Annotated in this window: 21 protein-coding genes, 3 tRNA genes and 1 pseudogene; 13 read left to right on the top strand and 12 right to left on the bottom strand. The window is 68.5% G+C overall.

Going from position 1 to position 26,153, the window contains the following annotated elements:
• Positions 1–76: 76 nt before the first annotated feature.
• Both EZ216_RS08755 and EZ216_RS08750 read right to left on the bottom strand, forming a co-directional pair.
• Positions 77–978, bottom strand: a pseudogene (locus EZ216_RS08755) (PP2C family protein-serine/threonine phosphatase).
• A gap of 16 nt (positions 979–994) precedes the next feature.
• Positions 995–1,999: a serine/threonine protein kinase gene (locus EZ216_RS08750; protein WP_135249362.1), complete on the bottom strand. Its 1,005-nt coding sequence runs from the start codon at positions 1,997–1,999 to the stop codon at positions 995–997.
• 66 nt (positions 2,000–2,065) lie between these two features.
• On the opposite strand from EZ216_RS08750, the gene EZ216_RS08745 reads away from it, so the two are divergent.
• From EZ216_RS08745 to EZ216_RS08730, 4 genes are all read left to right on the top strand, one after another.
• On the top strand, positions 2,066–2,983 hold the full coding sequence (locus EZ216_RS08745; protein WP_135249361.1) for a YicC/YloC family endoribonuclease: 918 nt from the start codon (positions 2,066–2,068) through the stop codon (positions 2,981–2,983).
• 96 nt (positions 2,984–3,079) lie between these two features.
• On the top strand, positions 3,080–3,700 hold the full coding sequence (gmk, locus tag EZ216_RS08740) for a guanylate kinase (RefSeq protein ID WP_135249360.1): 621 nt from the start codon (positions 3,080–3,082) through the stop codon (positions 3,698–3,700).
• Between the two features lie 45 nt (positions 3,701–3,745).
• Positions 3,746–3,949, top strand: a complete 204-nt coding sequence (gene rpoZ, locus EZ216_RS08735; RefSeq protein ID WP_061496933.1) for a DNA-directed RNA polymerase subunit omega — start codon at positions 3,746–3,748, stop codon at positions 3,947–3,949.
• A gap of 137 nt (positions 3,950–4,086) precedes the next feature.
• A complete protein-coding gene (locus EZ216_RS08730; protein ID WP_135249359.1) occupies positions 4,087–6,354 on the top strand; it encodes a RelA/SpoT family protein in 2,268 nt (755 codons plus the stop codon).
• Between the two features lie 4 nt (positions 6,355–6,358).
• Here the strand turns inward: EZ216_RS08730 and greB are convergent, their stop codons facing one another.
• The gene (gene greB, locus EZ216_RS08725) at positions 6,359–6,931 is read right to left on the bottom strand and encodes a transcription elongation factor GreB (protein ID WP_135249358.1); all 573 of its coding nucleotides are present in this window, start codon (positions 6,929–6,931) and stop codon (positions 6,359–6,361) included.
• A 193-nt stretch (positions 6,932–7,124) separates the two neighbouring features.
• Here greB and EZ216_RS08720 point away from each other — a divergent pair, with 193 nt between their 5' ends.
• On the top strand, positions 7,125–7,859 hold the full coding sequence (locus EZ216_RS08720; RefSeq protein ID WP_135249357.1) for a hypothetical protein: 735 nt from the start codon (positions 7,125–7,127) through the stop codon (positions 7,857–7,859).
• A gap of 20 nt (positions 7,860–7,879) precedes the next feature.
• Here the strand turns inward: EZ216_RS08720 and EZ216_RS08715 are convergent, their stop codons facing one another.
• The 6 genes from EZ216_RS08715 to hrcA all read right to left on the bottom strand — a co-directional run bounded on the left by EZ216_RS08715 (position 7,880) and on the right by hrcA (position 14,401).
• Positions 7,880–10,309 carry a bifunctional diguanylate cyclase/phosphodiesterase gene (locus tag EZ216_RS08715; protein ID WP_135249356.1) on the bottom strand — a complete coding sequence of 810 codons (2,430 nt, stop codon included), beginning with the start codon at positions 10,307–10,309 and terminating at the stop codon, positions 7,880–7,882.
• A gap of 67 nt (positions 10,310–10,376) precedes the next feature.
• Positions 10,377–12,251, bottom strand: coding sequence for a putative bifunctional diguanylate cyclase/phosphodiesterase (locus tag EZ216_RS08710; RefSeq protein ID WP_135249355.1), 1,875 nt, complete (start codon positions 12,249–12,251; stop codon positions 10,377–10,379).
• Between the two features lie 342 nt (positions 12,252–12,593).
• Positions 12,594–12,670 (bottom strand) — tRNA-Arg (locus tag EZ216_RS08705).
• Between the two features lie 33 nt (positions 12,671–12,703).
• The gene (locus tag EZ216_RS08700) at positions 12,704–13,057 is read right to left on the bottom strand and encodes a hypothetical protein (protein ID WP_135249354.1); all 354 of its coding nucleotides are present in this window, start codon (positions 13,055–13,057) and stop codon (positions 12,704–12,706) included.
• Positions 13,058–13,289: 232 nt separating this feature from the next.
• A tRNA-Ile gene (locus tag EZ216_RS08695) sits at positions 13,290–13,366 on the bottom strand.
• Between the two features lie 27 nt (positions 13,367–13,393).
• Positions 13,394–14,401, bottom strand: a complete 1,008-nt coding sequence (gene hrcA / locus EZ216_RS08690) for a heat-inducible transcriptional repressor HrcA (RefSeq protein WP_135249353.1) — start codon at positions 14,399–14,401, stop codon at positions 13,394–13,396.
• 44 nt (positions 14,402–14,445) lie between these two features.
• Between hrcA and EZ216_RS08685 the strand changes: the two genes are divergently transcribed.
• The 3 genes from EZ216_RS08685 to rapZ are packed head-to-tail and all read left to right on the top strand — an operon-like array spanning position 14,446 to position 17,872.
• Entirely contained in the window at positions 14,446–15,339 is an 894-nt protein-coding gene (locus EZ216_RS08685) for an NAD kinase (RefSeq protein WP_135249352.1), read from the top strand.
• Positions 15,336–16,988 (top strand): DNA repair protein RecN, encoded by a 1,653-nt coding sequence (gene recN, locus EZ216_RS08680; protein WP_135249351.1) that lies wholly within the window; start codon positions 15,336–15,338, stop codon positions 16,986–16,988. Before EZ216_RS08685 ends, recN begins: the two co-directional genes overlap by 4 nt.
• Positions 16,985–17,872, top strand: coding sequence for an RNase adapter RapZ (gene rapZ, locus EZ216_RS08675; RefSeq protein WP_135249350.1), 888 nt, complete (start codon positions 16,985–16,987; stop codon positions 17,870–17,872). The genes recN and rapZ overlap by 4 nt, the downstream gene beginning before the upstream one ends.
• On the opposite strand, the gene mutY is transcribed toward rapZ, so the two are convergent.
• Genes mutY through mutM form a run of 3 tightly spaced genes read right to left on the bottom strand, consistent with a single transcriptional unit; the run spans position 17,869 to position 21,744 of the window.
• A complete protein-coding gene (gene mutY, locus EZ216_RS08670) occupies positions 17,869–18,909 on the bottom strand; it encodes an A/G-specific adenine glycosylase (protein ID WP_135249349.1) in 1,041 nt (346 codons plus the stop codon). The two genes, rapZ and mutY, sit on opposite strands and share 4 nt — an antisense overlap.
• Complete coding sequence (locus EZ216_RS08665; protein WP_239024318.1) at positions 18,906–20,873, bottom strand: dynamin family protein; 1,968 nt, start codon at positions 20,871–20,873, stop codon at positions 18,906–18,908. The genes mutY and EZ216_RS08665 overlap by 4 nt, the downstream gene beginning before the upstream one ends.
• A gap of 55 nt (positions 20,874–20,928) precedes the next feature.
• Complete coding sequence (gene mutM / locus EZ216_RS08660) at positions 20,929–21,744, bottom strand: bifunctional DNA-formamidopyrimidine glycosylase/DNA-(apurinic or apyrimidinic site) lyase (RefSeq protein ID WP_135249347.1); 816 nt, start codon at positions 21,742–21,744, stop codon at positions 20,929–20,931.
• A gap of 39 nt (positions 21,745–21,783) precedes the next feature.
• On the opposite strand from mutM, the gene EZ216_RS08655 reads away from it, so the two are divergent.
• From EZ216_RS08655 to EZ216_RS08635, 5 genes are all read left to right on the top strand, one after another.
• Entirely contained in the window at positions 21,784–23,526 is a 1,743-nt protein-coding gene (locus tag EZ216_RS08655) for a tetratricopeptide repeat protein (protein ID WP_135249346.1), read from the top strand.
• Entirely contained in the window at positions 23,523–24,035 is a 513-nt protein-coding gene (locus tag EZ216_RS08650; RefSeq protein ID WP_135249345.1) for a lipoprotein insertase outer membrane protein LolB, read from the top strand. The genes EZ216_RS08655 and EZ216_RS08650 overlap by 4 nt, the downstream gene beginning before the upstream one ends.
• A complete protein-coding gene (gene ispE / locus EZ216_RS08645; RefSeq protein WP_135249344.1) occupies positions 24,035–24,910 on the top strand; it encodes a 4-(cytidine 5'-diphospho)-2-C-methyl-D-erythritol kinase in 876 nt (291 codons plus the stop codon). The genes EZ216_RS08650 and ispE overlap by 1 nt, the downstream gene beginning before the upstream one ends.
• 27 nt (positions 24,911–24,937) lie before the next feature.
• Positions 24,938–25,014 (top strand) — tRNA-Gln (locus EZ216_RS08640).
• 72 nt (positions 25,015–25,086) lie between these two features.
• Complete coding sequence (locus tag EZ216_RS08635; protein WP_135249343.1) at positions 25,087–26,064, top strand: ribose-phosphate pyrophosphokinase; 978 nt, start codon at positions 25,087–25,089, stop codon at positions 26,062–26,064.
• Positions 26,065–26,153 lie beyond the last annotated feature (89 nt).

Here is a 26,153-nt window from a genome sequence, read left to right as displayed (position 1 = left end):
TCGCTTCGCTTCAATGACAAAGGCGGGATTTTGTCATCCGTCATCGCCGCCGCGCAGTGGCGCGGTCATTCGTCATTCACCCCTTGCGGGCGGCGGAGCGCTTGATGGCCTCGTTGATCTCGGCGATGGAGCGCTCGATGGCGGCGTCGTCCAGGTCGTCGATCAGCGTGTCCATCACGCCGGCCTGGATGGTGGAGGCGAACACGCCGTCGGAGATGCTGTCGGTGGACACGCCGTGCGTGGACTCGAAGGCGTCGGGCGTTTCCCACTCCAGCGCGATGACGGTGACGTTGTCGCAGGTAGGGCCGCCCTTGCGCAGCGCCAGCTCCACCAGGTCGGGAGCGGCTTCGGACACCGGCTGCGCGGCCAGGTACTGCACGATTTCCGATTCGTCCAGCGACCCCCACAGGCCGTCGGAGCACAGCAGGATCTTGTCGCCCTGCTGCAGCACCACCGGGCCGGTGACGTCGAACACCGGCTTGGTGGGCGAGCCCAGGCAGGTGAAGAGGATGTTGCGGTTGATGCGCTCGAGCTTGATGACGCCCGAGCTGTGCTGTTCCAGGTACGAGTGGTCGCGCGTGCGCGTGAGCAGCTCGTTGTTGCGCACGACGTACAGGCGCGAGCGCCGCAGTGCACCCAGGTGGCCGAGGTGCCCTGCAGGATGGCCGCCACCAGCGTGGTGCGCGGCGTGTCCAGCATGCCCTTCTCGCTGGCGTAGCGGATGATCTGGTGGTGCGCCGCCATCAACGCCATGGTCAGGAATTCGGACGGGTCGCGCACCGTGGGGCGCGCTTCCTTCTGGTACAGCGCGGAGATGGTCTGCAGCGCCAGCTGCGCGGCGACCTCGCCTTCGGGGTGGCCGCCCATGCCGTCGGCCAGCACGAAAAGGCCGGACTCCCGCGTGTAGCAGTAGCCCATGCGGTCTTCGTTCTTCTCGCGCGAGCCCTTGCGGCTGATCTGGAAGACGGAGAACTTCATCGGAGATCCCGGCGGGCTACTTCAGCTTGGCGCCGCCCGTGGCGCGGCGCAGGCCCTTGCGCGAATCGGACACCATGTTGTCGAACTGCAGGCGCATCTTCTCGCCCACGGTGAGCTTGGTGTAGCGGCGCTCGCCTTCGCGGCTGAGCTCCTTCTGCAGGGCGAAGACCGACTGCGGGCGCGACAGGGGGTCGAGCGACATGCACCACTCCACCACCTCGATCAGGTTGTCGGAGTAGACGCCGCGCAAGCGCGAGAGGGCCAGCGCGAGGCGGTCCTTTTCCAGCCGCTGCGGCGCGTCGTTGGGCGGGTAGCCCTGCATGCAGGCGTAGATGCAGGAGCCGATGGCGTAGATGTCGGTCCACGGGCCCATCGACGAATCGCGGCGGTACATCTCGGGCGCGGCGAAGCCGGGCGTGTACATGGGCCGGATGAAGTTGCCTTCCTTGGACAGCACTTCGCGCGCGGCGCCGAAGTCGATCATCACCGCCTTGTTGTCGTCGGTGATGAAGATGTTGGCCGGCTTGATGTCCAGGTGCAGCATCTTGTGCTGGTGCACGATGCGCAGGCCGCGCAGGATCTCGTCGAACAGCGAGCGGATGGTGGACTCGCGGAACACCTTCTGCTTCTTCAGTTCGCGCGCGGTGATGATGAAGTCCTGGAGCGTGGCGCCCTCCAGGTAGTTCATCACCATGTAGACGGTTTCGTTCTCGCGGAAGAAGTTGAGCACGCTGACCACGGAAGCGTGCGAGATTTGCGCGAGCGAGCGGCCTTCCTCGAAGAAGCTCTTGAGGCCCAGGCGGTAGAGGGAGAGTTTTTCCGGCTGCACCTGCGGCAGCAGCTCGCCGGGGGCGCGGGTGGCCAGGGAGGCGGGGAGGTATTCCTTGATGGCGACCTGCTGGCCTTCGTTGTCGACCGCCAGGTACACCACGCCAAAGCCGCCGGCGGAGAGCTTGCGCACCACCCGGTAGCCACCGATGACGGTGTCCGGGGGCAAGGGCGCCGGCTTGACCTTTGACATAATTTCAAGTCTGGGGCCGCCTACGTGGCCCGGTATCCTCGCTAATCCGCACTACCCCCTGAGTCGATGCCAGTTTACAGCATGACCGGTTACGCGAGCGGCCAACTGAGCGTGCCGCAGGCCGCGCCCGGTCAGGACGCCCGGCCCTCCTCGCCCGGCCGCATCGGTCTTGAGATCCGCTCGGTCAACAGCCGCTTCCTGGACCTCTCGTTCCGGCTTTCCGAGGAACTTCGCCAGCACGAGCCCGCGCTGCGCGAGATGGTGCAGGCCCGCCTGCGCCGCGGCAAGGTCGAAATCCGCGCCGGACTGGAATCCGGCCCCTCGGATGCCGTGCGCGAGCCGCATGCGCGGCTGCTGCAGCGCCTGTCGGCCGTGCAGGACACGGTGCGCGGCTGGCTGCCGGACGCGCGGCCGCTGAGCGTGGCCGACATCCTGCGCCTGGGCGCGGCCGAGGAAGCGCCCACGGCCGACTTCGCCGAGCCGCTGCAGGCCCTGGCCAAGCAGGCGCTGGACGAACTGGTCGCCTCGCGCGAACGCGAAGGCGCCCGGCTGGCGCAGATGCTGCTCGGCCACCTGAAGCAGCTGCGCGCGCTGGCCGAGCAGGCCCGGCCGCTGGTGCCCCAGCTGGTGGAACAGCAGCGCACCCGGTTCCTGGAGCGCTGGAAGGAAGCGATGGGCCTGGCCGAAGGCACCGCGTCGCCCGAAGCCGCGCAGGACCGCGCCCTGACCGAAGCCACGGCCTTCGCCATCCGCATCGACGTGGCCGAGGAACTCACGCGGCTGGCGGCCCACCTGGACGAGATCGAGCGCCTGGTGAAGAAGGGCGGCGAAGCCGGCAAGCGGCTGGACTTCCTCATCCAGGAGCTGCACCGCGAAGCCAACACCCTGGGCTCGAAGTCGGCGGCGCTGGAGCTGACCAAGATCTCCGTCGACATGAAGGTCCTGATCGAGCAGATGCGCGAGCAGGTCCAGAACATCGAATGAACATGAGCCCCCACGCTCCTTCACTTCGTGTCACTCGCTGTCCCCCAAGGGGGCCCCGGCCTCCCAGAGGCGGCTCGTCGGAGGCCTGACCTGCCCATGGACTACCCCGGCAATCTCTTCGTCGTCGCGGCCCCCAGCGGCGCCGGCAAGTCCAGCCTGGTGAAGGCGCTGCTGGAACTCGACTCGCAGGTGCTGCCTTCGGTGTCGCACACCACCCGCCCGCCGCGCGGGCAGGAAAAGCACGGGCGCGAGTACTTCTTCGTGTCGGACGAGGAATTCGACCGCATGGTGCTGGCCGACGCCTTCGTGGAATGGGCGCACGTGCACAGCCGCCGCTACGGCACGTCCAAGAAGATGATCGAGGACCGCATCGCCCGCGGCGCCGACGTCATCCTGGAGATCGACTACCAGGGCGCGCTGCAGATCAAGCGGGTGTTCGCCAACGCGGTGCTGGTGTTCATCCTGCCGCCCAGCTGGGAGGAGTTGCGCTCGCGGCTGGAACGCCGCGGCGAGGACTCGCCCGACATCATCGAGATGCGGCTGGAAAACGCCCGCGAGGAGCTGGCCCAGGCTCCGCAGTTCGATTTCGTTATAATCAACGAGTTATTCGAGCGAGCGCTTTTCGACCTGAAAGCCATCGTTCACGCCCAGCGGCTGAAGTATTCCGCCCAGCGCCGGGCCCGGGCCGACACCTTCCAGGCCTTGCATATTCCCTGAATCACCCGCGATTCGCCCCTGAATCCCACCGCGAGAGAGTTCACCATGGCCCGCATCACCGTCGAAGACTGCCTCGAAAAGATCCCCAACCGCTTCCAGCTGGTGCTGGCCGCGACCTACCGCGCCCGCATGCTCAGCCAGGGCCACGCGCCCAAGATCGAGAGCAAGAACAAGCCGGGCGTCACCGCCCTGCGCGAAATCGCCGACGGCAAGGTGGGCCTGGAGATGCTGAAGAAAGTGCCCGGTTAAGCATCGCCCTGCGATGCGTTTGCCGGGCATCCCGGCGAACGCCGGGATCCACGATCCCACACGAAAACAAGCACCGCAGGCCGGTGCTTTTTTCTTGCCCGTCGCAGCGAGCGCACGCTCACGCTACATTTGAGGGCATGAGTGCCGTGCTCCCCAACGCTGCCGGCCAGGCCAAGCGCCCCACCGCGGCGCTGCCCAGCCCGGCGGCCGCCAACGCGGCGGCCGCGAGTTTTGCCGCGCTCACGGCACGGCTGGACTACCTGGACCCGGCCGACGTCGAGCAGGTCCGCCTGGCCTACCGCTTCGCCGACGAGGCGCACCTGGGCCAGATCCGCGCCAGCGGCGAGCCCTACATCACCCACCCGATCGCCGTCGCGGCGCAATGCGCCGAATGGAAGCTGGACGCGCAGGCCCTGATGGCCGCGCTGCTGCACGACGCCATCGAGGACTGCGGCGTCACCAAGCCGGAGCTGATCGAGCGCTTCGGCGCCGCGGTGGCCGAGCTGGTGGACGGCCTGACCAAGCTGGACAAGCTGCAGTTCAACACGCGCGAGGAAAGCCAGGCCGAGTCGTTCCGCAAGATGCTGCTGGCGATGGCGCGCGACGTGCGCGTCATCCTGGTGAAGCTGGCCGACCGCTCGCACAACATGCGCACGCTGGAAGACGTGCCGCGCGAGAAGTGGGGCCGCATCTCCCGCGAGACGCTGGACATCTACGCGCCCATCGCGCACCGCCTGGGCCTGAACCAGACTTACCGCGAGCTGCAGGAGCTGGCCTTCCGCTACCTCATGCCGTGGCGGCACAAGATACTGGACAAGGCCGTGGCCAAGGCGCGCAGCCGCCGGCGCGACCTGATCCAGAAGGTGCAGAAGGAAGTGGAGGCGGCCTTCGAGCAGGCCGGCATGAAGGTGCGCATCGCGGGGCGCGAGAAGACGCTGTACTCCATCTACAAGAAGATGGACGAGAAGCACCTGTCGTTCGCGCAGGTGACGGACATCTACGGCTTCCGCGTCATCGTGCCGACGGTCACCGACTGCTACACCGCGCTGGGCATCCTGCACCAGATGTACAAGCCGGTGCCGGGCCGCTTCAAGGACCACATCGCCATCCCGAAGGTCAACGGCTACCAGTCGCTGCACACCACGCTGGTGGGCCCTTCGGGCGTGAACGTCGAATTCCAGATGCGCACCGAGGCCATGCACGTGGTGGCCGAATCGGGCGTGGCGGCGCACTGGCTTTACAAGGCCAGCCACCCGGACACCGACAGCGCCGAGCGCCTGGGCACCAAGTGGCTGCAGTCGCTGCTGGACATCCAGCACGAGACGCGCGACGCGGCGGAGTTCTGGGACCACGTCAAGATCGACCTCTTCCCCGACGCGGTGTACGTGTTCACGCCCAAGAGCCAGATCCTGGCCATGCCGCGCGGCGCGACGGTGGTCGATTTCGCGTATTCCATCCACAGCAACGTCGGCGACCGCACCGTGGCTGCCAAGATCAACGGCGTGCAGGTGCCGCTTCGCACCGAGCTGAAGAACGGCGACGTGATCGAGGTGGTCACGGCGGCCGTGTCCACGCCCAACCCGGCCTGGCTGGGCTTCGTGCGCACCGGCCGCGCGCGCTCCAAGATCCGCCACCATTTGAAGTCGCTGGCGCAGGCCGAGTCGCAGGAACTGGGCGAGAAGCTGCTGACGCAGGCACTGCGCGCCGAGGGCATCGAGAGGCTGCCCGCCGAGGACGAGGACCACCGTGCCATCTGGGAAAAGCTGCTGCGCTTCACCGGCAACAAGAGCCGGGCCGAGCTGCTGACCGACCTGGGCCTGGGCAAGCGCATCGCCAGCATCGTGGCCAAACGCCTGATGCTGCTGATGACCGAGCGCGGCGAGAAACCCAACGCGCTGCTCATCACGCGCGAGCGCTACACCGCCCACGAGAACGTGTCACAGGGCGCCGTGGTTCTGGACGGCAGCGAAAACGCATCGGTGCAGTTCGCGGCCTGCTGCCGGCCGGTGCCGGGCGATTCCATCGTGGGTTACCTGGGCCGCGGCGAAGGCCTGGTGGTGCACCAGGAAGATTGCGCGGTGGCGCGGCGCCTGCTGCACAAGGACGCGGAACGCTTCATCGGCGTGGAATGGTCCGACGAGCCCGTGCGGCCGTTCGAGACCACGGTGCTGGTGACCGTGGCCAACACCAAGGGCGTGCTGGCCCGCGTGGCTTCGGCCCTGGCCAGCGTGGAAGCGGACATCACGCACGTGGACATGGACGACGAGCGCGCGCAGGACGCCACCGACCTGCGCTTCCTGATCGCGGTGCGCGACCGCGCCCACCTGGACACCGTGATGCGCACCTTGAAGCGCACGCCTTCGGTGATGAAGGCGCAGCGTCTGCGCGCGGGCCAGCCGGCCTGAGCCTTCAGCCCGGGACGGCCGCATCGCCGGGCGCCGGGTACTTCACCGCCAGCACCTCGATCTCCTGCACGCCCGCCGGCGTGGCCAGCTTCACCACGTCGCCTTCCTGCGACTTGAGCAGCGAACGCGCGATCGGCGAGATCCAGCTCACCTGCCCCTTCAGGCTGTCGGCTTCGTCGATGCCGACGATGGTGATGGTGCGCTCGGCGCCGGATTCCTCCGCGTAGGTCACCGTCGCGCCGAAGAACACCTGCGTGTGCCCGTGGTGCAGCGAAGGATCGGCCACTTCGGCGATCTCCAGCCGCTTGGTGAGGAAGCGGATGCGCCGGTCGATCTCGCGCAGGCGCTTCTTGCCATACAGGTAGTCGCCGTTCTCGGACCGGTCGCCGTTGCTCGCCGCCCAGTGCACGACCTCCACCACCTTGGGCCGCTCGTCGTCGATCAGCTGCAGCAGCTCGGACCGCAGGCGCGCATAGCCTTGCGGCGTGATGTAGTTGCGCCCGCCCGCGGGCAGCGAAGGGAGGGCTTCGTCATCGTCCTCTTCGGTTTCGCTCTCGCGCGTGAAAGCCTTGCTCATGCCGCAAGCATAGCCCGCGCCCGGCAGCCGGGCCGCTGTGGGAGCGGGCCGATAGCACACCGAGAGACACGTCCTACAACCCCCGCTGTGTTCGCCTGACGGGGGATGATGGCTCCGCTGGAACAATCGAGGCCAGCATGAGCCAAGCAGTACGCATTTCGCGCCAGGGGCGCGGGTGGGCGCATCGATGAGCGTGACTACCCACACTTCCGCCACCTCGGCCGCGCAAGCGTCCGGCCGCCGTCCCCGCACCAACGCCGAAGCCGCGCGCTACGGCGTGCTGCGGCGCATCGGGCCGGCGCTCAAGCATGACTTGGTCGTGCATCTGCAGGCCGTGGCGATGATGGCCGAGGTGCTCAATGCCCGCCTGGAAAAAGGCTCGCCTTCGCCCGCCGAGTTCGAAGCCGGCCTGTCGCGGATGAACCGGCTCGCGCGCGAAGCGGTGACCACCTGCCTGACCGTCGCCTCCTGGATCTCGCCCTCGGAAGATGAGGGCGTGCGGTTGCGCGACGGCGTGGACGAGTGCGTGAAGCTGCTTCGCAGCAGCTTCAACTTCCGTGGCTGCACGCTCGCCAACGAGGTGCCGGAAACGGAATTCGAGGTGTCGCGCGTGGCCCTTCGCCATCTGGTCGCGGCTTCACTGCTGAGCCTGGCCGACGCCGCCGGCAAGCCTTCGGACCTGGTGGCCACCTCCGAAATCTCTTCCGGCTTCGCCGTACTCACCATCCGCTGCACGCCGCGCCGGGAAGAGGACGGCTCCGCGCCCGACGTGATCGCCTCCGAACCCAACTACCGCGCGCTGGACTGGAACGACGTGCAGGCACTCGCGCTGGCCGAAGGCATCGAGCTGTTCCGCACGCAGGATCGGATCGTGATGCGCATCCCGCGCATGGTGGCCACCGGGCCGCTGCAGATCGCGCCGCTGTAAGCGCGCTGCTTCGCCGGCACTCAGGCCGGCGCCTCTTCCTGCAACCGGTCCATGAAAGCTTCGAGCTGGTCGATGGCCAGCGGCACGCAGAAGAGATAACCCTGGTACGAACCGCAGCCCTGCCGCTCCAGGAAGGCCCGCTGCTCTTCCGTCTCCACGCCTTCGGCGATGACGTCCAGGTTCAGGCTGTGCGCCAGGCCGATGACCGTGCGCGCGATGGCCGCGTCGTTGGCGTCGACGAGGATGTCCTTGACGAACTCGCGGTCGATCTTCAGCTGGTCCAGCGGCAGGCGCTTCAGGTACGACAGCGACGAGTAGCCGATGCCGAAGTCGTCCAGCGACAGCGCGACGCCCATGTCCTTCAGGCTGCCCATCTTGGCGATGGTGACGTCGATGCCGTCGGCCAGCAGGCTTTCGGTCAGCTCCAGCTTGAGCTTGCCGGGCGGCACGCCCCATTCCTGGACCACCTGCATCACCTCGTCCACGAACTCGGGATGCCGGAACTGGCGCACGCTGACGTTCACGGCGATGGTCAGGTGCTTGCGGTCCGGACGGCGCGACCATTCGGCCAGCTGCGCGCAGGCGGCGTCCAGCACCCAGCGGCCGATGGGGATGATGAGCGAAGTCTCTTCCGCGGCCGGGATGAACTGGTCGGGCGGCACCGTGCCGCGCGTGGGGTGCTGCCAACGCAGCAGTGCCTCGACGCCGATCATGCGGCCGTCCGCACCCACCTGCGGCTGGTAGTCGACCTGGAACTGGTTTTCGCGCCAGGCCTGGCGCAGGTCCGAAGCCAGCGCGGCGTTGGCGCTCACCACCGCCTGCATCTCCGGGTCGAAGAAGCACACGGTGTTGCGGCCCGCGCTCTTGGCCTGGTACATGGCCAGGTCGGCTTGCTTGAGCAGCTCGCTCACGGTGCGGTCGCTGCGGGTGAACAGCGTCACGCCGATGCTGCAGGTGCTGTGGTGCAGGTAGCCGGGCAGCACGTACGGCTCGCCCAGCGCGGTGAGGATGCGTTCAGCCACCGCGCGAGCGCCGCGCGCCGGGTCCAGCGGCTTGTCGCCGCGGTTCTCCAGCAGGATCACGAACTCGTCGCCGCCCAATCGCGCGACCGTGTCGCCCTTCGCCACGCACGAGCGCAGCCGCTCGGCCACCAGTTGCAGCAGCAGGTCGCCCTTCTGGTGGCCCAGCGTGTCGTTCAGGACCTTGAAGTTGTCCAGGTCGATGAACATCAGCGCGCCTTCGCGCGGCCGCCCGGGGTCGGTCAGCGCGGCGTGCAGGCGGTCCATCAGCAGCTGGCGGTTGGGCAGCTTGGTCAGCGTGTCGTAGAACGCCAGGTGCTGGATCTTTTCCTCGGCCAGCTTGCGCTCGGTGACGTCGCGGCCCACGGCGACCCAGTGGGTCAGCTTGCGCTGCTTGTCCCACACCGGCGAGACGTCCAGGTCCACCCAGAACGGCTCGCCGTTCTTCTTGTAGTTGATCAGGTCCACGCGCGCGGGCCGCCATTCCTCCAGCGCGGCGCGGATATGGTCCAGTGCGCGGCGCTGCGTGTTCGGTCCCTGCAGCAAGCGCGGCGTGCGCCCCAGCACCTCGTCGCGCGAGTAGCCGGTGCGCCGCTCGAACGCTTCGTTGACGAACACGATGCGCGGGCCCGGCTCGCTGAACGGCCCGGCCTCGGTGATGATCACGATGTCGTTCAGGCGCGCGATGCTGCCTTCCAGCAAACGCAGTTGCTCCTGCGCGCGGCGCCGGCTGGTGACGTCGCGCAGGTGCACCGCCATGCCGCCGCCGAACGGGAAGCCGCGCACCTCGAACCAGTGCGACAGGCGCGCGTCCAGCTCCTCGAATTCGAGGTTCACCCCGCGCGAGCAGGCGGAGCGGAACTGCTCCTCCAGCCGCAGCCGCACCGTCTTCTGGAACGAGTTCCAGAACCGGCGGCCGATCAGCTGCACGGCGGGCGCGGCCAGCAGCCGCTCGGCCGGCTCGTTCAGGAAGGTGTACTGGCCGTTGCGGTCGACGGTGGCGAAAGCTTCGCCGCTTTCCAGCGCCGCGCCCATACGCAGCAGCGTGCCCGGTTGCAGGCCGCGCGGCGCGATCTCCTGGACGGCGCCATAGGCACCGGCGATCTGCCCTGCTCCGTCGCGCAATGGCTGGCCGATGGAGCGCACCCAGCGGCGGTTGCCGCCGGGCAGGATGACCTGGGATTCCTCGTCGAATTCGCGGCCTTCTTCCAGGCAGGCACGCAGCAGGGGTTCGAGCTTCTCGCGGCTGTCCACCGCGTAGTGGCGCAGGGGATCGTCGGCGGGCGGCGCGTAGCCGGGCGCCTGGCCGTGCAGCAGGGCCAGCTGATCAGACCAGCTCAGCCGGCCGGCGGCGGGCTCCAGCCGCCACACGCCGATGGAGGCGGCGCGCTCCAGCAGGCGGACGACGCTTTCTTCGCTCGGTGCAGTCATGGGTCGCAGGGCCCGGGCATGTTAAGCCGCGAACCGATCCGCAGCGGTAGGCCCATTCCTACCCACCTCAGCCCAGCGCTTCGCCGCGCGCCAGCAGCTGGGCCATCTCATCGGCCGGTAATGGCGGGCTGTAGAGAAAGCCTTGCGCCTGGTCGCACTTGAGCGCCTGCAACTCCTGCACCTGCGCCGGCGTCTCCACGCCTTCGGCCACCACGCGGAGGTTGAGGTTGCGTGCCAGGCTGACGCAGGTGCCGACGATGCCGCGGTACGCCGCGTCCGTGGCGATCTTGCGCACGAACGACTGGTCGATCTTCACCTCGTCCACCGGCAGGTTGACGATGTACGCAAGCGAGGAATAACCGGTGCCGAAGTCGTCGATGGCGACGGGCAGGCCCAGCGCCCGCACTTCGCTCAGCACTTGCGTCGCCTGCGCCAAGTTGCTGATGAGGATGGTTTCGGTGACCTCGATGGCCAGTGCCGCGCGGCCAGCGCAGTCCTCGCCCAGCAACTCGCGCAGGTGCGGCAGGAAGCGCGGGTCGCGCAGCTGCGCCGCGGCCACGTTCACCGCGATGCGCGGCGCATGGAGTCCGGCGGCATGCCAGCGCTTCCAGTCGGCCACCGCGCGTTCCAGGGTGCGCCGGCCCACTTCGCGGATCAGCCCGGTGGATTCCAGCGCCGGCACGAAGTCCGAAGGCGGGATCACGCCGCGCTGAGGGTTCACCCAGCGGATCAGCGCTTCCACGCCGGTGATGCGCCCGGTGGCCACGTCCACCTTGGGCTGGTAGTGGTTGACGAACTGGTCGCAGGCCAGCGCGGTGCGCAGCTGCGGCTCCAGCCGGTAGTGCGTGCCGGTGAGCGTGTCGATCGCCTTGTCGAAGAAGGCGACCGGTTCGTCCCGCTCGATGGCCAGCTGCAGCGCCGCGTTGGCGGCGTTGACGACCTCGTCGAGCGTGGCGCCGTCGTTCGGGTAGGCCGCGAAACCCAGGTGCACCGGGCAGGCCAGCGCGAGTTCGCCGACTTCGTACGGCGCCTGCAGCTGCGCCGAAACCATGGGCGCATGCAGGCGCGTGAAGCGGTCCGGCGTCATGCCGGGAAAGAACAGCACGAACAACCCGCGCTTGATGCGGCCGATGAACGCGCCGCCGCTGGCGATGGCGCGCAGGCGCTGCGCGGTCTGCTGGACCATCGCGTCGGCCACGCGGAAGCCGTGCGCGGAGCTGATCTGGTTGAGCGCCTTCAGCCGCACGAAGCAGGCCACGCCTTGCGCGGGGCGGGTGGCGTCGAACTGCGCCTCGAAGTGCAGCCAGTTGGGCAGGCCGGTCAGGCGGTCGGTCTGGGTGGCGACGCGCAGTTGCCTCCGCAGCGTCAGCTGTGTGCTGGCCGCCCGCGCCAGGCGCTCCAACGCCTGCCGCTGCGTGTTGCTCAGCCGGTGCGGCACGTCGTGCATGACGCACAGCGCGCCGATGGCGCTGCCGTCGCGGGTGCGCAGCGGCACGCCTGCGTAAGAGCGGACGAAGGGCCCGTCGGCGCCGAAGGGTTGGGGATCGAACCACGGCACCGCAGCGGTGTCGGGCACCTCGAGCAGCGGCTCGGCCGTGAGGATGGTGCGCGAACAGAAGCCCGCGTCGCGCGGCACGTCGTCCACCGGGATGCCGGTGCGCGACTTGAACCGCTGGCGGTGCGCATCGACAAAGGTCAGCGCCGCCATCGGCGTGCCGCACACCACGGAGGCCAGGTGCACCAGACTGTCGCAGTCTTCATCGGCCTCGCCATCGAACACGCCGAACTCGCGCAGGTCCGCGAGACGGTCTGCCTCGTCGGCGGGCAGCAGCGGCTGCGCATGCAGCATGGCCAGCCGCTCGGGCGGCAAGGGGCTTCCCCGGCGCGCAGGTGCCGCCATCCATGGCAGGCGCTGCATCGCCTTGGTCGGCAGGAAAGGCATCAGGTCCATCGGCCGAGACTGGTGTGCCGGAGGTCTTTGCATGCCACCGTCGCCCCGGCGGGGCGCGATAAACGCGTAAGGAAAGATTTCCGGCCCGCCCACTGTAGGGAGCAGCGGCTCAGCTAGCCTGTCGGCGGCCCGCCGCTCAGCTTGTAGGACGGGGCCGATGGGGTGGGCCCGCTATTCGAGCAGCCAGTCGTTCGCTTCGGCCAGCGAAGAGAACTGCGCCTGGAGCACCAGGCCAGCCCGCTGGGTGGAAGGCCAGTCCCCGAAAAGTCCCCGGCGAAAGAAAAATGGCCTAGACGCGTGAACGTCTAAGCCATTGAATGACAACTAGAAAGTTGGCGCGGCTGGCAGGATTCGAACCCACGACCCCTTGGTTCGTAGCCAAGTACTCTATCCAACTGAGCTACAGCCGCACGAAGCCCGCGAGTATAGCAGGTTCGCGGACCTTACTTGCCGGATGCGGCGGCAACCCAAGGCGCCGGCTGCGGCACCGGAGGGCGGCGCAGGCCGGGCGGCCACTGGAACTGCCACGAAAAACCCCGCAGCCAGGCCACTGCATCGGGCTCCATCGCCAGCAGCCGCTGCTCCAGGTCGTCCTGCAGCGCGGGCAGGCACGGCATCAGCACGGGCTCCCAGTGAAGGACGACGAGGCGGATGTGAAGCCCGCTGCCCGCGCGGCCCACCACGGCCATCGCATCGGCGCCGATCCAGCCCGGCGGCACCTGGTGGCGATCCAGCATCTGCAAAAGGGCGGCGCGAAGCAGGTCCTGCCGCGGATCGGGCGAGGGCTGCGTGGCCATGACGGCCATTTCACGCCGGCTCGATGCCCTGTCTTTCCGCTTGACCGGCCGCTGGGGCTCCTGGCCCCGCAACTTCGCCCACCAACCCATGCCCGTGCTCCCCACGCGCACCTTCAACGCGTGGAGAGACTCTATGTTTCAAGTTGTTTCTTGCCGTTCACCCGCGGACGGGCGGTCCGGCGGCGGCGTCTTTCGGCGGGGGAATGCGCGGAAGCGAGAAGAATTCCGCAGTTGGTAGGCCGTGCTGGACTTGAACCAGCGACCAAGGGATTATGAGTCCCCTGCTCTGACCAACTGAGCTAACGGCCCGTGCGGCGGATTGTAGGGAGCGCGCGCCTAGCCCTTGTGATGGCTGAGCGCGTTGCTCACCAGCCTGGACGTGATGTCCACGATCTGGATCATGCGGTCGTACGGCATGCGGGTGGGGCCGATGACGCCCAGCGTGCCGACCACCTGGCCGTCCACCTCGTAGGGCGCGCTGACGATCGACAGCTCCTCGAACGGCACCACCTGGCTTTCGCCGCCGATGAAGATGCGCACGCCCGCCGCCTGGCTGGACACGTCCAGCAGGCGCATCAGCTGCGTCTTCTGCTCGAACAGCTCGAAGGCCTTGCGCAGGTGCGTCATGTCGCTGGAGAAATCGGTCACCGCCAGCAGATTGCGCTCGCCGGAGATGATGACCTCGTCCTGCGCCTGCGCCATGGCCTCGCTGCTGGCGTCCACGGCCGTCTTCATCAGCTTGCCGATCTCGCCGCGCAGCTGCTCGACTTCGGTCTTCAGCCGTTCGCGCACCTGTTCGATCGCCAGCCCGGCGTAGTTCGCGTTGAGGAAGTTGGCTCCCTCCACCAGCTGCTGCTGCGTGTAGTCGGTATCGGTGAAGACCACGCGGTTCTGCACGTCGCCGTCGGGCGACACCATGATGACCAGGTAGCGCCGGTCCGACAGCCGCAGGAACTCGATGTGGCGGAACACCGACGAGCGCTTCGGCGCCATCACCACGCCCACGAAGTGCGACAGGTTGGACAGCAGCTGCGCGGCGTTGGCGATGACGCGCTGCGGCTGGTCGGGCGGCAGGCTGGGCGTGGCCATCTGCTCGCGCTGCGCGGTGAGCATGGTGTCGACGAAGAGCCGGTAGCCGCGCGCCGTGGGGATGCGTCCGGCCGAGGTGTGCGGGCTGGCGATCAGGCCCAGCTCCTCCAGGTCGGACATCACGTTGCGGATAGTGGCCGGCGAAAGCTCGAGGCCGGACGCGCGCGAGAGGGTGCGCGAGCCCACGGGCTGCCCCTCGGCGATGTAGCGCTCGACCAGCGCTTTCAACAACAACTTGGCACGGTCATCGAGCATGGTGCTGGGGCCTCGCCCGAATTTTAATGATGTAATTTGCAACGATGAAAACAGTCTTCCGCCAGGTCGCCCTGATCGGCAAGTACCACGCCGGCGGCGCGGCGGCCGCGGGCAGCCGCGCGGCGCTGGAAGACATCGCCCAGTACCTGTCGTCCGAAGGCTGCGAGGTGGCCATCGAGCACGACACGGCCAGCACCTCGGGCATCGTGGGCTACAACGTGCTGGACGTGCCCGGCATCGGCGCCCACTGCGACCTGGGCCTGGTGGTCGGCGGCGACGGCACCATGCTGGGCATCGGCCGGCAGCTGGCGCGCCACGGCGTGCCCCTCATCGGCATCAACCAGGGCCGCCTGGGCTTCATCACCGACATCCGGCTGGAAGACTTCCGCTCGGTGCTGGGCCCCATGCTGCGCGGCGAGTACGAGGAAGACCGCCGCAGCCTGATGCTGGCACAGGTGATGCGCGACGGCCAGTGCGTGTTCAAGGCCCAGGCCATGAACGACGTGGTGGTCAACCGCGGCGCCACCTCCGGCATGGTGGAACTGCGGGTGGAAGTGGATGGGCATTTCGTCGCCAGCCAGCGCGCCGACGGCCTGATCGTGGCCACGCCCACCGGGTCCACGGCTTACGCGCTGTCGTCGGGCGGGCCGCTGCTGCATCCCGGCAATCCGGTGTGGGCGCTGGTGCCCATCGCGCCGCACACGCTTTCCAACCGGCCCATCGTCATCCCGGACTCGGTGGAGATCGCCATCGAGCTGGTCGCCGGCCGCGACGCCAGCGCCAATTTCGACATGCAGTCGCTGGCTTCGCTGCTGCACGGCGACCGCATCCTGGTCAAGCGCTCGCAGCACCAGGTGCGCTTCCTGCACCCGCGCGGCTGGACCTACTACGACACGCTGCGCCGCAAGCTGCACTGGAACGAAGGGGGCGTCTCGTGAGCCTGCGCCGCATCGCGCTGCGCGATTTCGTCATCGTGCGCGAACTCGAACTCGACCTGGCCTCGGGCTTCAGCGTGCTGACGGGCGAAACGGGCGCCGGCAAGTCCATCCTGGTCGATGCGCTGCAACTGGCGCTGGGCTCGCGGGCGGATGCCGGCGTGGTGCGCGAAGGCGCGGCCCGTGCCGAGATCAGTGCCGAATTCGACCTGCCCGCGGGCTTGCTGCCCTGGCTGGAAGAAGCCGGCTTCGAAGGCGGCGACACCTTGCTGCTGCGCCGCAGCGTCGACAGCCAGGGCAAGAGCCGCGCGTGGATCAACGGCAGCCCCGCCACCGCCACGCAACTGCGCGAAGCCGCCGACCACCTGGTGGATATCCACGGGCAGCACGCCTGGCAAAGCCTCACGCGGGCCGAAGCGGTGCGTGGTTTGCTCGACGCGTACGCCGGCGTGGACGGCGACTCGCTCGCCAACGTCTGGCAGCAATGGCGTGCGGCGCAGAAGGCGCTGGCCCAGGCGCGCGAATCGCAGGACACGCTTCAGCGTGAGCGCGAGCGGCTGGCGTGGCAGATCGGCGAGGTCGACAAGCTCGCGCCCGGCAACGACGAGTGGGACGAGCTGAACACCCAGCACACGCGCCTGTCGCACGCGCAGGCGCTGCTCGATGCAGCGCAAAGCGCGCTGCAGGCACTGGAAGGCGAGGAAGGCGGCGCGGCGGCGCGGCTGTCGCAGGCGCAGGACCTGCTGCAGACCCAAGAGTCGCTGGAGCCCGAATTCCATTCGCTGGCCGAGGTGCTGGGCTCCGCGCTCGCGCAAGTCGAAGATGCCGCGCACTCGCTGAACACCTACCTGCGCAAGACCGACCTGGACCCGGAAAGGCTGGCCTCGCTGGACGAGCGCATGGGCTCCTGGCTGTCGCTGTCGCGCCGCTACAAGCGCCAGCCCGCCGAACTGCCAGCGCTGCTGGCCGGGTGGAAGGAAGAACTCTCCCGCCTGGATGCCGCCGCGGATTTGGCGGCACTGGAAGCCGACGAGCGCACCAAGGCCAAGGCCTACCAGTCCGCCGCGCAAGCGTTGGCTAAGGCGCGCGCCAAGGCCGCGCCGCAGCTCGCCAAGGCCATCACGCAAGCCATGCAAGGGCTGGGCATGCAAGGCGGTCGCTTCGAAGTGGAACTGCAGCCGTTGCGAGAGCCTTCCGCGTCGGGGCTGGACGAGGTGTCGTTTCTCGTCGCGGGCCATCCCGGCGCCACGCCGCGGCCGGTGGGCAAAGTGGCGTCCGGCGGCGAGCTGTCGCGCATCGCGCTGGCCATCGCGGTCACCACCAGCCGGCTGGGCACGGCGCAGACGCTCATCTTCGACGAGGTCGATTCGGGCGTGGGCGGCGCGGTGGCCGAAACCGTCGGACGCCTGATGAAGCAGCTGGGCCGTGACCGCCAGGTGATGGCCGTCACGCACCTGCCGCAAGTGGCCGCGTGCGCCGACCACCACCTGGTCGTCGCCAAGCAAAGCGGCAAGGCCGGCACCACCAGCAGCGTGGCGCCGGTGCATGGCGAACAGCGGGTGGCGGAGATCGCCCGCATGCTGGGCGGCGAAAAACTGTCCGGCACGACGCTGGCGCATGCCAAGGAAATGCTGGGAAGCGCGGCGGCATGAGCCTCGACCTGGTCCTCATCACCGGCATGTCGGGTTCCGGCAAGTCGGTGGCGCTGCGCGCGCTGGAAGACGCGGGCTATTACTGCGTGGACAACCTGCCGCCGCAACTGCTGGGCGCTTTCGTTTCGCTGGAGCAGGCGAACGACGCCAGCCGCGTCGCCATCGCCATGGACGTGCGCAGCGCCACCGCGCTGCCGCTGGTGCCGCAGCAGTTGCGCGAGATGCGCTCGCGCGGCGTGCAGATCCGGCCACTGTTCCTGGACTCCACGACGGACACGCTGGTGCGGCGCTTCTCGGAAACGCGCCGGCGCCATCCGCTGTCCAGCCAGGACACGGAAGGCCACACCGACCCATTGCTGCGCAAGCGCGCGCTGGTCGACGCCATCGAGCTGGAACGCGAGCTGCTGGCTGACCTGCGGGATCAGGCGCTGGTCATCGACAGCAGCAGCATCCGCGCCGCGGAATTGCAGGCCCAGGTGAAGGCGCTGCTGTCCGCGCCGGCCAGCCAGCTGACGCTGGTGTTCGAGTCGTTCGCGTTCAAGCGCGGCATCCCGGTCGATGCCGACTACATGTTCGACGTGCGCATGCTGCCCAACCCGCACTACGAGCCGGGCTTGCGCGACCTCACCGGCCTGGACCAGCCCGTGGTCGACTTCCTGCAGGCGCAGCCCGGCGTGGACGAGATGTTCCGCTCCATCGAAGGCTTCCTGCAGCGCTGGCTGGAACCGCTGGCCCTGGACCACCGCAGCTACGTGACGGTGGCCATCGGCTGCACCGGCGGGCAGCACCGTTCGGTGTACCTGGTGGAAAAACTGGCCGCGGCATTCGGCCAGCGCTGGACCACCCTCAAGCGCCACCGCGAGCTGTCGCGCGCCGGCGGCTAACCCGCTTCCGAAAGCAGCCTGCGCACGGGCGTGGGCAGGCCCAGCGCGGGCCACTCGGCGCGGCCGAACCACGTGCCCTGCAGCTTTTTCAGCGCCGCGGCTTCCACCGTCAACGCCACCGGATGCAGGTGCAGGTCCTTGTGCGTGAGCACGTGCACGAAAGCCGGCTCGTCGTCCAGGCGCTCGCGCAGGCGCGCGGGCATGGCCTGCTCCAGCGATTCGCGCGAGTCGAACACCGGCAGGCAGTACAGGCCGGCCCACACGCCGGGCGTGGGCCGCTTTTCGAGGAAGACCTCGCCTTCCGCCGACCGCGCACGCAGCAGCCACAGCGACTGCGCGGTGCGTTTGAGCTTGCGCGTCTTCACCGGGTAGCGGTCCACCTCCTGCCGCTTGCGCGCTTCGCAGACCGGCTCCAGCGGACACAGCAGGCAGCTGGGCTGGCGCGAAAGGCACACCGTCGCGCCCAGGTCCATCAGGCCTTGCGTGTAGCGCGGCATGTCGGCGGCGGCTTCCGGCAGCAGCTGCGTCGCCTTGTCCCACAGCGCCCGCTCTGCCGCCAACTGCGCCAGGTCGCCGCCGAAAGCCAGCGCGCGCGTGAGCACGCGCTTGACGTTGCCGTCGAGGATGGCCGAGCGCTCGTCCCAGCAGAACGACGCGATGGCGGCGGCGGTGGAACGGCCGATGCCGGGCAATTCCTGCAACTGCGCCGCGCTGCGGGGGAACTGGCCGCCGTGTTGCTGGACGACGGCCTGCGCGCAGCGATGCAGGTTGCGGGCGCGGCTGTAGTAGCCCAGGCCGCTCCAGTGTCCCAGCACGTCGTCCAGCGATGCCGCAGCCAGCGCCTGCACGTCGGGGAAGCGCTGCAGGAAGCGGTCGTAGTACGCGAGCACCGTCTTCACCTGCGTCTGCTGCAGCATGATTTCCGACAGCCACACGCGGTACGGGTCGCGCGTGTTCTGCCACGGCAGCGTGCTGCGCCCATGGCTGGCCTGCCAGCGCACCACGCGGCCGGCGATGTCGGGGACGGCGGAGGTCATGCGCGCTGCAGCTGCGCGGGCCGGGAGTCGGGTGCGACTTCGCCCGCGGGCGTGGCGATCAGGTGGTCGGTCAGTTCGGCCAGCTTGGCATCGAGTTCGTCGACCGCATGCTCCTGCGTGTCGATTTCGCCGATGCGGTCGTCCAGGCCGGCGGCGGCCTGCTGGATGCGTTCGATGGCTTCCAGGCGGCGGGTGAAGTTGCGGCGGCGCTCGCGCAGCTGCGCATCCAGTTGCGCAGCCGCGGCCTTGTTCCACAGCTCCACTTCGGCCAGCGCCGATTCGTACACGGCGCGCAGGCGGGTGGCCAGCGCGCGCACCAGGCGGTCGGCGAATTCGGGCTGCGCCAGGCGCAGGGCGTTGCTCACGCCCAGGTATTGCTGGTGGCTGCGCTCGACCAGGTCGAGGTCGCGTTCGTAGCGCGCCAGATCCGGTTCCTTGGGCGGCTGCAGCGAGAAACCGTATTCGGCGTTCAGCTGGCGGAACGTGCCGGTCAGCATGGACTGGATCTCGCCGCTGGTGGCCTGCGCCTTGCGCAGGCCTTCACGCAGGCGGTCGAACGTCAGCGCGTAGGCGCGCTTGACGCCCAGCTTGATGCCGGGCGCGCGCAGCGACTGCGTCAGCTGGGCCATCTCGTCCTTCATCGTGGCCGTGCCCAGCAGGTTGAACACTTCGCGCAGCAGCTTCAGGTGCACCGAGCGAACCGCGTGGATCTTGGCGCCGCTGACGTCGAAGTCGCGCTGTTCCTGCTCGATGCGCGAACGCATGTGGCGGATGACCGACGTGTTCTTGCCGCGCAGCCCCTTGAGCTCGAGCATCTGCTCGGCCAGGTCGCGGCGGCGGATGTTCAGCGAACGGCTGGCTTCGGTGCGCAGCTCGCCGATGGTGCTGGCCACGGACGTGCGCAGGATCTTCTGGCGCCGGCCCATGATGCCCTGGCTGAGCGCCCTCTCCAGCACCGGCAGCTGGCTGGCCACCAGCAGTTCGGCGTCGTCGTTGACCTTGGCGACCAGGCCCTTCTGCGCGGACACGGGGATCACCTGTTCGCGTTCCAGGCCCAGGATCTCGGCGGTCGTCGCGCGCTGGCGGTCGATCTGCGCCTGCACCTGCGTGGGCGTCGACAGCGAGTCCCACATGGTGTCGATCTTGTTCAGCACGACGAGGTGCGAAGCCGCATCGTCGCCTTCGGAGATCAGGTGTTCCTTCCAGATCGCCAGGTCGGACCTGGTCACGCCCGTATCAGCTGCCAGGATGAACACCACGGCGTGCGCCTGCGGGATCAGGTTGACGGTCAATTCGGGCTCGGCGCCGATGGCGTTCAGGCCCGGGGTGTCCAGGATCACCAGCCCCTGCTTGAGCAGCGGGTGGGCGATGTTGATCAGCGCGTGGCGCCACTTGGGCACTTCCACCTTGCCGTCGGAGCCCACCATCGGGTTGTCCTCCGGCGAGTCTTCGTGCCAGAAGCCCAGCGCCTTGGCTTCTTCCCTGGTGACGTGGCGGACCTCGGAGACTTTCTCGAAAGCCTGCGCCAGTTGGGCGGGGTCGTTGACGTCCAGGTCCAGCCGGGTCCACTTCTCGGGCGCCAGGCGCCATTCCATCAGCGGCTGCGGCTGCAGGCGCGTTTCGATGGGCAGCAGGCGCAGGCAAGGCGGCACTTCGGCGTCGTAGCCAAGTTCCGTGGGGCACATCGTGGTGCGCCCGGCGCTGGCCGGCATGATGCGGCGCTTGTAGCCGGCGAAGAAGACGGCGTTGATCAGCTCCGACTTGCCGCGCGAGAACTCGGCGACGAAGGCCACCATGACCTTGTCGGAACGCATCTGGTTTTCGAGGCGGCGCAGGCGCTCCTGGACGGCGGCGTCCAGCAGTTCGTGGTCCTTCAACCACTCGGACAACAGCTTGAGGCGCAGGGCGAATTCACGCCGCCAGGCGCCGTGCTGGTCGAATTGCTCGTTGAAGGAAGTGCCCACTGAAGTCCCCGCGCTTGAATATAGCACCCGACTCATCGGAGCCCGCCCTGGGCTGTCACCCCTTCTGGCACGCAGGGCAGTAAAAAGTCGCTCTTTGGCCCTGCCGGATGGCCTTGACTGTGGTGCCGCAAACACGGCAAGGCTCGCCGGCGCGCCCGTAAACCATCGCTTCCAGCTGGAAATAGCCGGACTCGCCGTTCGCGTTGGAGAAGTCCCTCAGCGTGCTGCCGCCCTTTTCCACCGCGCGCGCCAGCACGTCGCGGATGGCGGCATGCAGCTTTGCCGCCCGGGGCACGCTGATGCGCGACGCGCTGGTCGTCGGGCGGATGCCCGCGAGGAAGAGCGCCTCCGACGCATAGATGTTGCCCACGCCCACCACCACGTCGCCGGCCAGCAGCACCTGCTTGATCGGCGCGCGCCGCTTCTTCAGCGCTGCATGGAACGCGGCGATGTCGAAGGCCTCCCCGAGCGGCTCGACACCCAAGCCGCCCAGCAGTTTCACCGCTTCAGGCGAACTCTCCCGCGACGTGTAGACGACGGCGCCGAAGCGGCGCGGATCGTTCAGCCGCAGCACGCCGCGCGAAGTGACGAGGTCGAAGTGGTCGTGCGTGCCGGGCGGCGGATGCGCATCGCCGAAGCTCAGGCTGCCCGACATGCCCAGGTGCACCAGCAGCAGGCCGTCGTCCAGGTCCAGCAGCAGGTACTTGCCACGGCGCCGCACCGTGCGCACGGTGCGGCCCACCAGCGTCTGCGGCTCGATGCCCAGCGCCCAACGCAAGGGCTTGCCCATCCGCACGCCTTCGATCGTGCCGCCCGCGATGCGGTCCGCAAAGCTGCGGCGGGTGACCTCCACTTCGGGTAATTCGGGCATGGCACGAAAGCGAAAAGGGGCTGGATTATGATGGTTTGGATGAATCCCAGCCTTCGCCTCGCCTCGGGCGCGGTCCTGCTGCTGGCGCTGGCACAGGCGGTGCACGCTCAAGACGCGGCCGCCCCCGCGGAAGGCGGCCCACCGCCCCCGCAAAGCGCCCTCGACGCCGAACTTTTCTACCAGCTGCTCCTGGGCGAACTCAACGCCCGCGGCGAAGAGTCTTCGTCCGGCTTCTCGCTCATCCTCGATGCCGCCCGCAAGACCAACGATCCCGCGCTGTACCAGCGCGCCGTTGAGATCGCGTTCCAGAACCGCGCCGGTGAAGCCGCATTGCAGGCCGCGCGCGCATGGAAGCAGGCGTTCCCCGACTCGCGCGACCCCAACCGCTACGTGCTGCAGATCCTGCTGGCACTCAACCGCACCGGGGAAACCGCCGAGCCGCTGAAGACCGAGCTGGCGCTGGCCAATCCGCGCGAGCGCGAGGCCGCCATCGCCGCCATCCCGCGCCTGTATGCGCGCGCCTCGGACAAGAAGCAGGCGGCCGCCGTCGTCGAACAGGCGCTGGCGGAGCCTTTGCAACAGCCCGCCACCGCGGCCGCCGCATGGACCACGGTGGGCCGCATGCGCATGGCTGCCGGCGACATGGACGGCGCCGTCGAAGCCGCTCGGCGCGGCCAGGCCGCCAACCCCCAGTCCGAGCTGCCGGTCATCCTGGCGCTGGAGCTGATGGACCCCAAGGTGCCGCAGGCCGAGCCCATCGTGCGCAAGTACCTCGACGGCAAAGGCATGCCCGAAATCCGCATGGGCTATGCCCGCGCGCTGATCGACGCGCAACGCTACACCGAAGCGGGACAGCAGCTGCAGCTGGTCGCGACCGAGAAGCCCGACCTGGCCGAGGCGTGGCTGGCGCTGGGCACCATCCAGGCCCAGGACAACCAGCTGCCGCAAGCGGAGCAGTCGCTGAAGCGCTACGTCGAGCTGGCCCAGGCGCAACGCGCGGGCGAAGAGCGCAGCCGCGGACTCTCCCAGGCTTACCTGGCCTTGGCGCAGATCGCCGAGAAGCGCCGCGATTACGCGGCCGCTACCCGCTGGCTGGACCGCATCGACAACACGCAGGACCTGCTGGGCGCGCAGGTCCGCCGCGCGTCCATCCTGGCCAGCCAGGGCAAGCTGAACGAAGCACGCAAGCTCATTCGCGCGCTGCCCGAACGCACACCCGCCGAAGCCCGCGCCAAGGTCACGGCCGAAGCCAGCCTGCTGCGCGAACAGAAGCAGTACCGCGCCGCGTACGACCTGCTGGCCCAGGCTTCGGCGAAAGACCCGCGTGACGTCGACCTGGTCTACGACCAGGCCATGCTGGCCGAGAAGCTCAACGACCTGCCCGACATGGAGAGGCTGCTGCGGCAAGTCATCGCGGCCAAGCCCGACTACCACCACGCGTACAACGCGCTGGGCTACTCGTTCGCCGAGCGCAACATGCGCCTGCCCGAAGCCAGGCAACTGATCCAGAAGGCGCTGGAATACGCGCCGGGCGACCCCTTCATCAGCGACAGCCTCGGTTGGGTCGAGTTCCGCATGGGCAACACCACGGAAGCGCTGCGCATCCTGGAGACGGCCTACAAATCGCGCCCCGACGCCGAGATCGCCGCGCACCTGGGCGAGGTGCTGTGGACCTCGGGCCAGCGCGACAAGGCGCAGTCCGTCTGGAAGGAAGGCCTGCTGCTCAACGCCGAGAACGAGACGCTGCAGGAAACGCTCAAGCGGCTGCGCGTCAAGCCATGACGCCGCGCGTGATCGGCGCGGCCGCGCGCCGCGGCTCGATCCTGCTGGCGGCCGCGCTGCTGGCGGCATGCGCGCAGCTGCCGCGGCCGGCCGAGATCATCACCGGAGGCATCGTCCGCAGCGGCCGGCTCGCGCTGAGCGTGCCGAACCAGCCGCAGCAGTCGTTCTCGGCCGCCTTCGAACTGCGTGGCAAGCCTGAAGCGGGCCTGCTGGTGCTGTTCACGCCCATCGGCGGCACGGCGGCGCAGCTGCGCTGGCAACCGGGCCAGGCCGTGCTGCAGGTGCCGGGCCAGCCCGACCAGTCGTTTTCCTCGCTTGACGCCATGGTCGAGAAGGCCACTGGCGCGCCGGTGCCTGTCGCCGCCCTGTTCGACTGGCTGGCCGGCGTGAACACGCCGGTGTCCGGCTGGGAGGCGGACCTGTCCGCACTGGCCGAAGGCCGCCTGCGCGCCCAGCGCCGCGACCCGCCCCCGCCGGCGGACCTGCGCGTCGTCCTCGACGGCCAGTGATGCGCTCCCTGTACGACGTCCCGGCGCCGGCCAAGCTCAACCTTTTCCTGCACGTCACCGGACGGCGCGCCGACGGCTACCACCTGCTGCAGTCGGTGTTCATGCTGCTGGACTGGCACGACACGCTGCATTTCGAACTGCGCACAGGTGGCGCGCTCAGCCGCGAGGACATCGGCGAGCCCGTCCCGGCCGATGACCTGGTGCTGCGTGCCGCGCGCGCGTTGCAGCAAGCCACCGGCACCGCGCATGGCGCGCACGTCGTGCTCGACAAGCGCCTGCCCGCGCAGGCCGGCATGGGCGGCGGCTCTTCAGATGCCGCCAGTTGCCTGCTGGCGCTGAACCGGCTCTGGGCCACCCATCTGCCGCTGGCCGCACTGGAGCGCATCGGCCTGGCGCTCGGCGCCGACGTGCCGTTTTTCCTGCGCGGCCGCAACGCGTGGGTGGAAGGCGTTGGCGAGCGCATTACGCCGGTGGCGGTGCCGCCGTCGCGTTTCCTGGTCGTGAAACCTCCACTCGGACTGGACACCGCCGACGTGTTCCGCGCGCCCGACCTCAGTAGGGACACCGACCCTGCTATAATCTCGGGCTTTGCTGCAAACCCGCTGCAGTTCGGTCGAAACGATCTGCAACCGGTGGCCCAGCGGCTGTGCCCCCAGGTGGGCCAGGCGCTGGAATGGCTGGACTCTCTGGTGAAGCCATGGGGTTTGGCCGGCCGGATGACCGGCTCGGGCAGTGCGGTGTTCGCACCGCTGCCGCCGGGCCGATCGCCAGGGTTGCCTCCTTCGGGCTGGCAGGACTGGAAAGTCCGGGAATGCGGCAATCTGGAAGCGCACCCGCTGGTGGGGTGGGCTTCCGGTGACGATTCATCGGTTTGACGCTGGTTTGCAGCGCCAGACCCGTGTAGGGGAGTCGCCAAGTTGGTTAAGGCACCGGATTTTGATTCCGGCATGCGAGGGTTCGAGTCCTTCCTCCCCTGCCAAACCCTTTACGGGCCAGGCATTTTTCTGAAGACGACGCAAGACGGCTTTCCCGCCCAGTGACTGGTCCGCACATGCAGGCTCTCCCGCATCCCGACTTCATGGTGTTCACCGGCAACGCCAATCCCGGCCTGGCGGCCGAGATGGCCGGGCACCTCGGCATCTCGCTCGGCGCGGCCAGCGTGGGCCGCTTCTCCGACGGCGAAGTCACCGTCGAGATCAACACCAACGTGCGGGCACGTGACGTGTTCGTGGTGCAGTCCACCTGCGCCCCGACCAACGAGAACCTGATGGAACTGCTGATCATGGTCGACGCGCTCAAGCGCGCCTCGGCCGAACGCATCAGCGCCGTGATCCCGTACTTCGGCTACGCCCGCCAGGACCGCCGCCCGCGCAGCTCGCGCGTGCCGATCTCGGCCAAGGTGGTGGCCAACCTGCTGCAGACCGTGGGTGTCTCGCGCGTGCTGACCATGGACCTGCACGCCGACCAGATCCAGGGCTTCTTCGACATCCCGGTGGACAACATCTACGCGTCGCCGGTGCTGCTGCACGATGTGCGTTCGAAGAACTACGAGAACCTGATCGTCGTGTCGCCCGATGTGGGCGGCGTGGTGCGCGCCCGCGCGCTGGCCAAGCAGCTGGGCACCGACCTGGCCATCATCGACAAGCGCCGCCCGCGCGCCAACGTCTCGGAAGTGATGCACGTCATCGGCGAGATCGAAGGCCGCAACTGCGTGATCATGGACGACATGATCGACACCGCCGGCACGCTGGTGAAGGCGGCCGAGGTGCTGAAGGAGCGCGGCGCGAAGAAGGTGTACGCGTACTGCACGCACCCCATCTTCTCGGGCCCGGCCATCGAACGCATTTCCAAGGGCTCGGCCCTGGACGAAGTGGTGGTGACCAACACCATCCCGCTGTCGGACGCCGCGCGTGGCTGCGGCAAGATCCGCCAGCTCACCGTCGCCCCGCTGATCGCCGAGACGATCCAGCGCATCGCCAAGGGCGAGTCGGTGATGAGCCTTTTTTCGGAGCAGGAGAACCTGTTCTGAGATCCGCGCGGCGCTAGCCGTGCAATTAGCCGCCTCCCTCACCGGGGGCATTTGTGAAACGGCAGCACATTGGTCGCGATGGCTGCCTA

This window comes from Ramlibacter humi (assembly GCF_004681975.1).
GTDB classification, from domain to species: Bacteria; Pseudomonadota; Gammaproteobacteria; order Burkholderiales; family Burkholderiaceae_C; genus Ramlibacter; species Ramlibacter humi.
The sequence above is the reverse complement of the archived record's forward strand: the minus strand, read 5'-3'. Positions and strand labels throughout refer to the sequence as shown.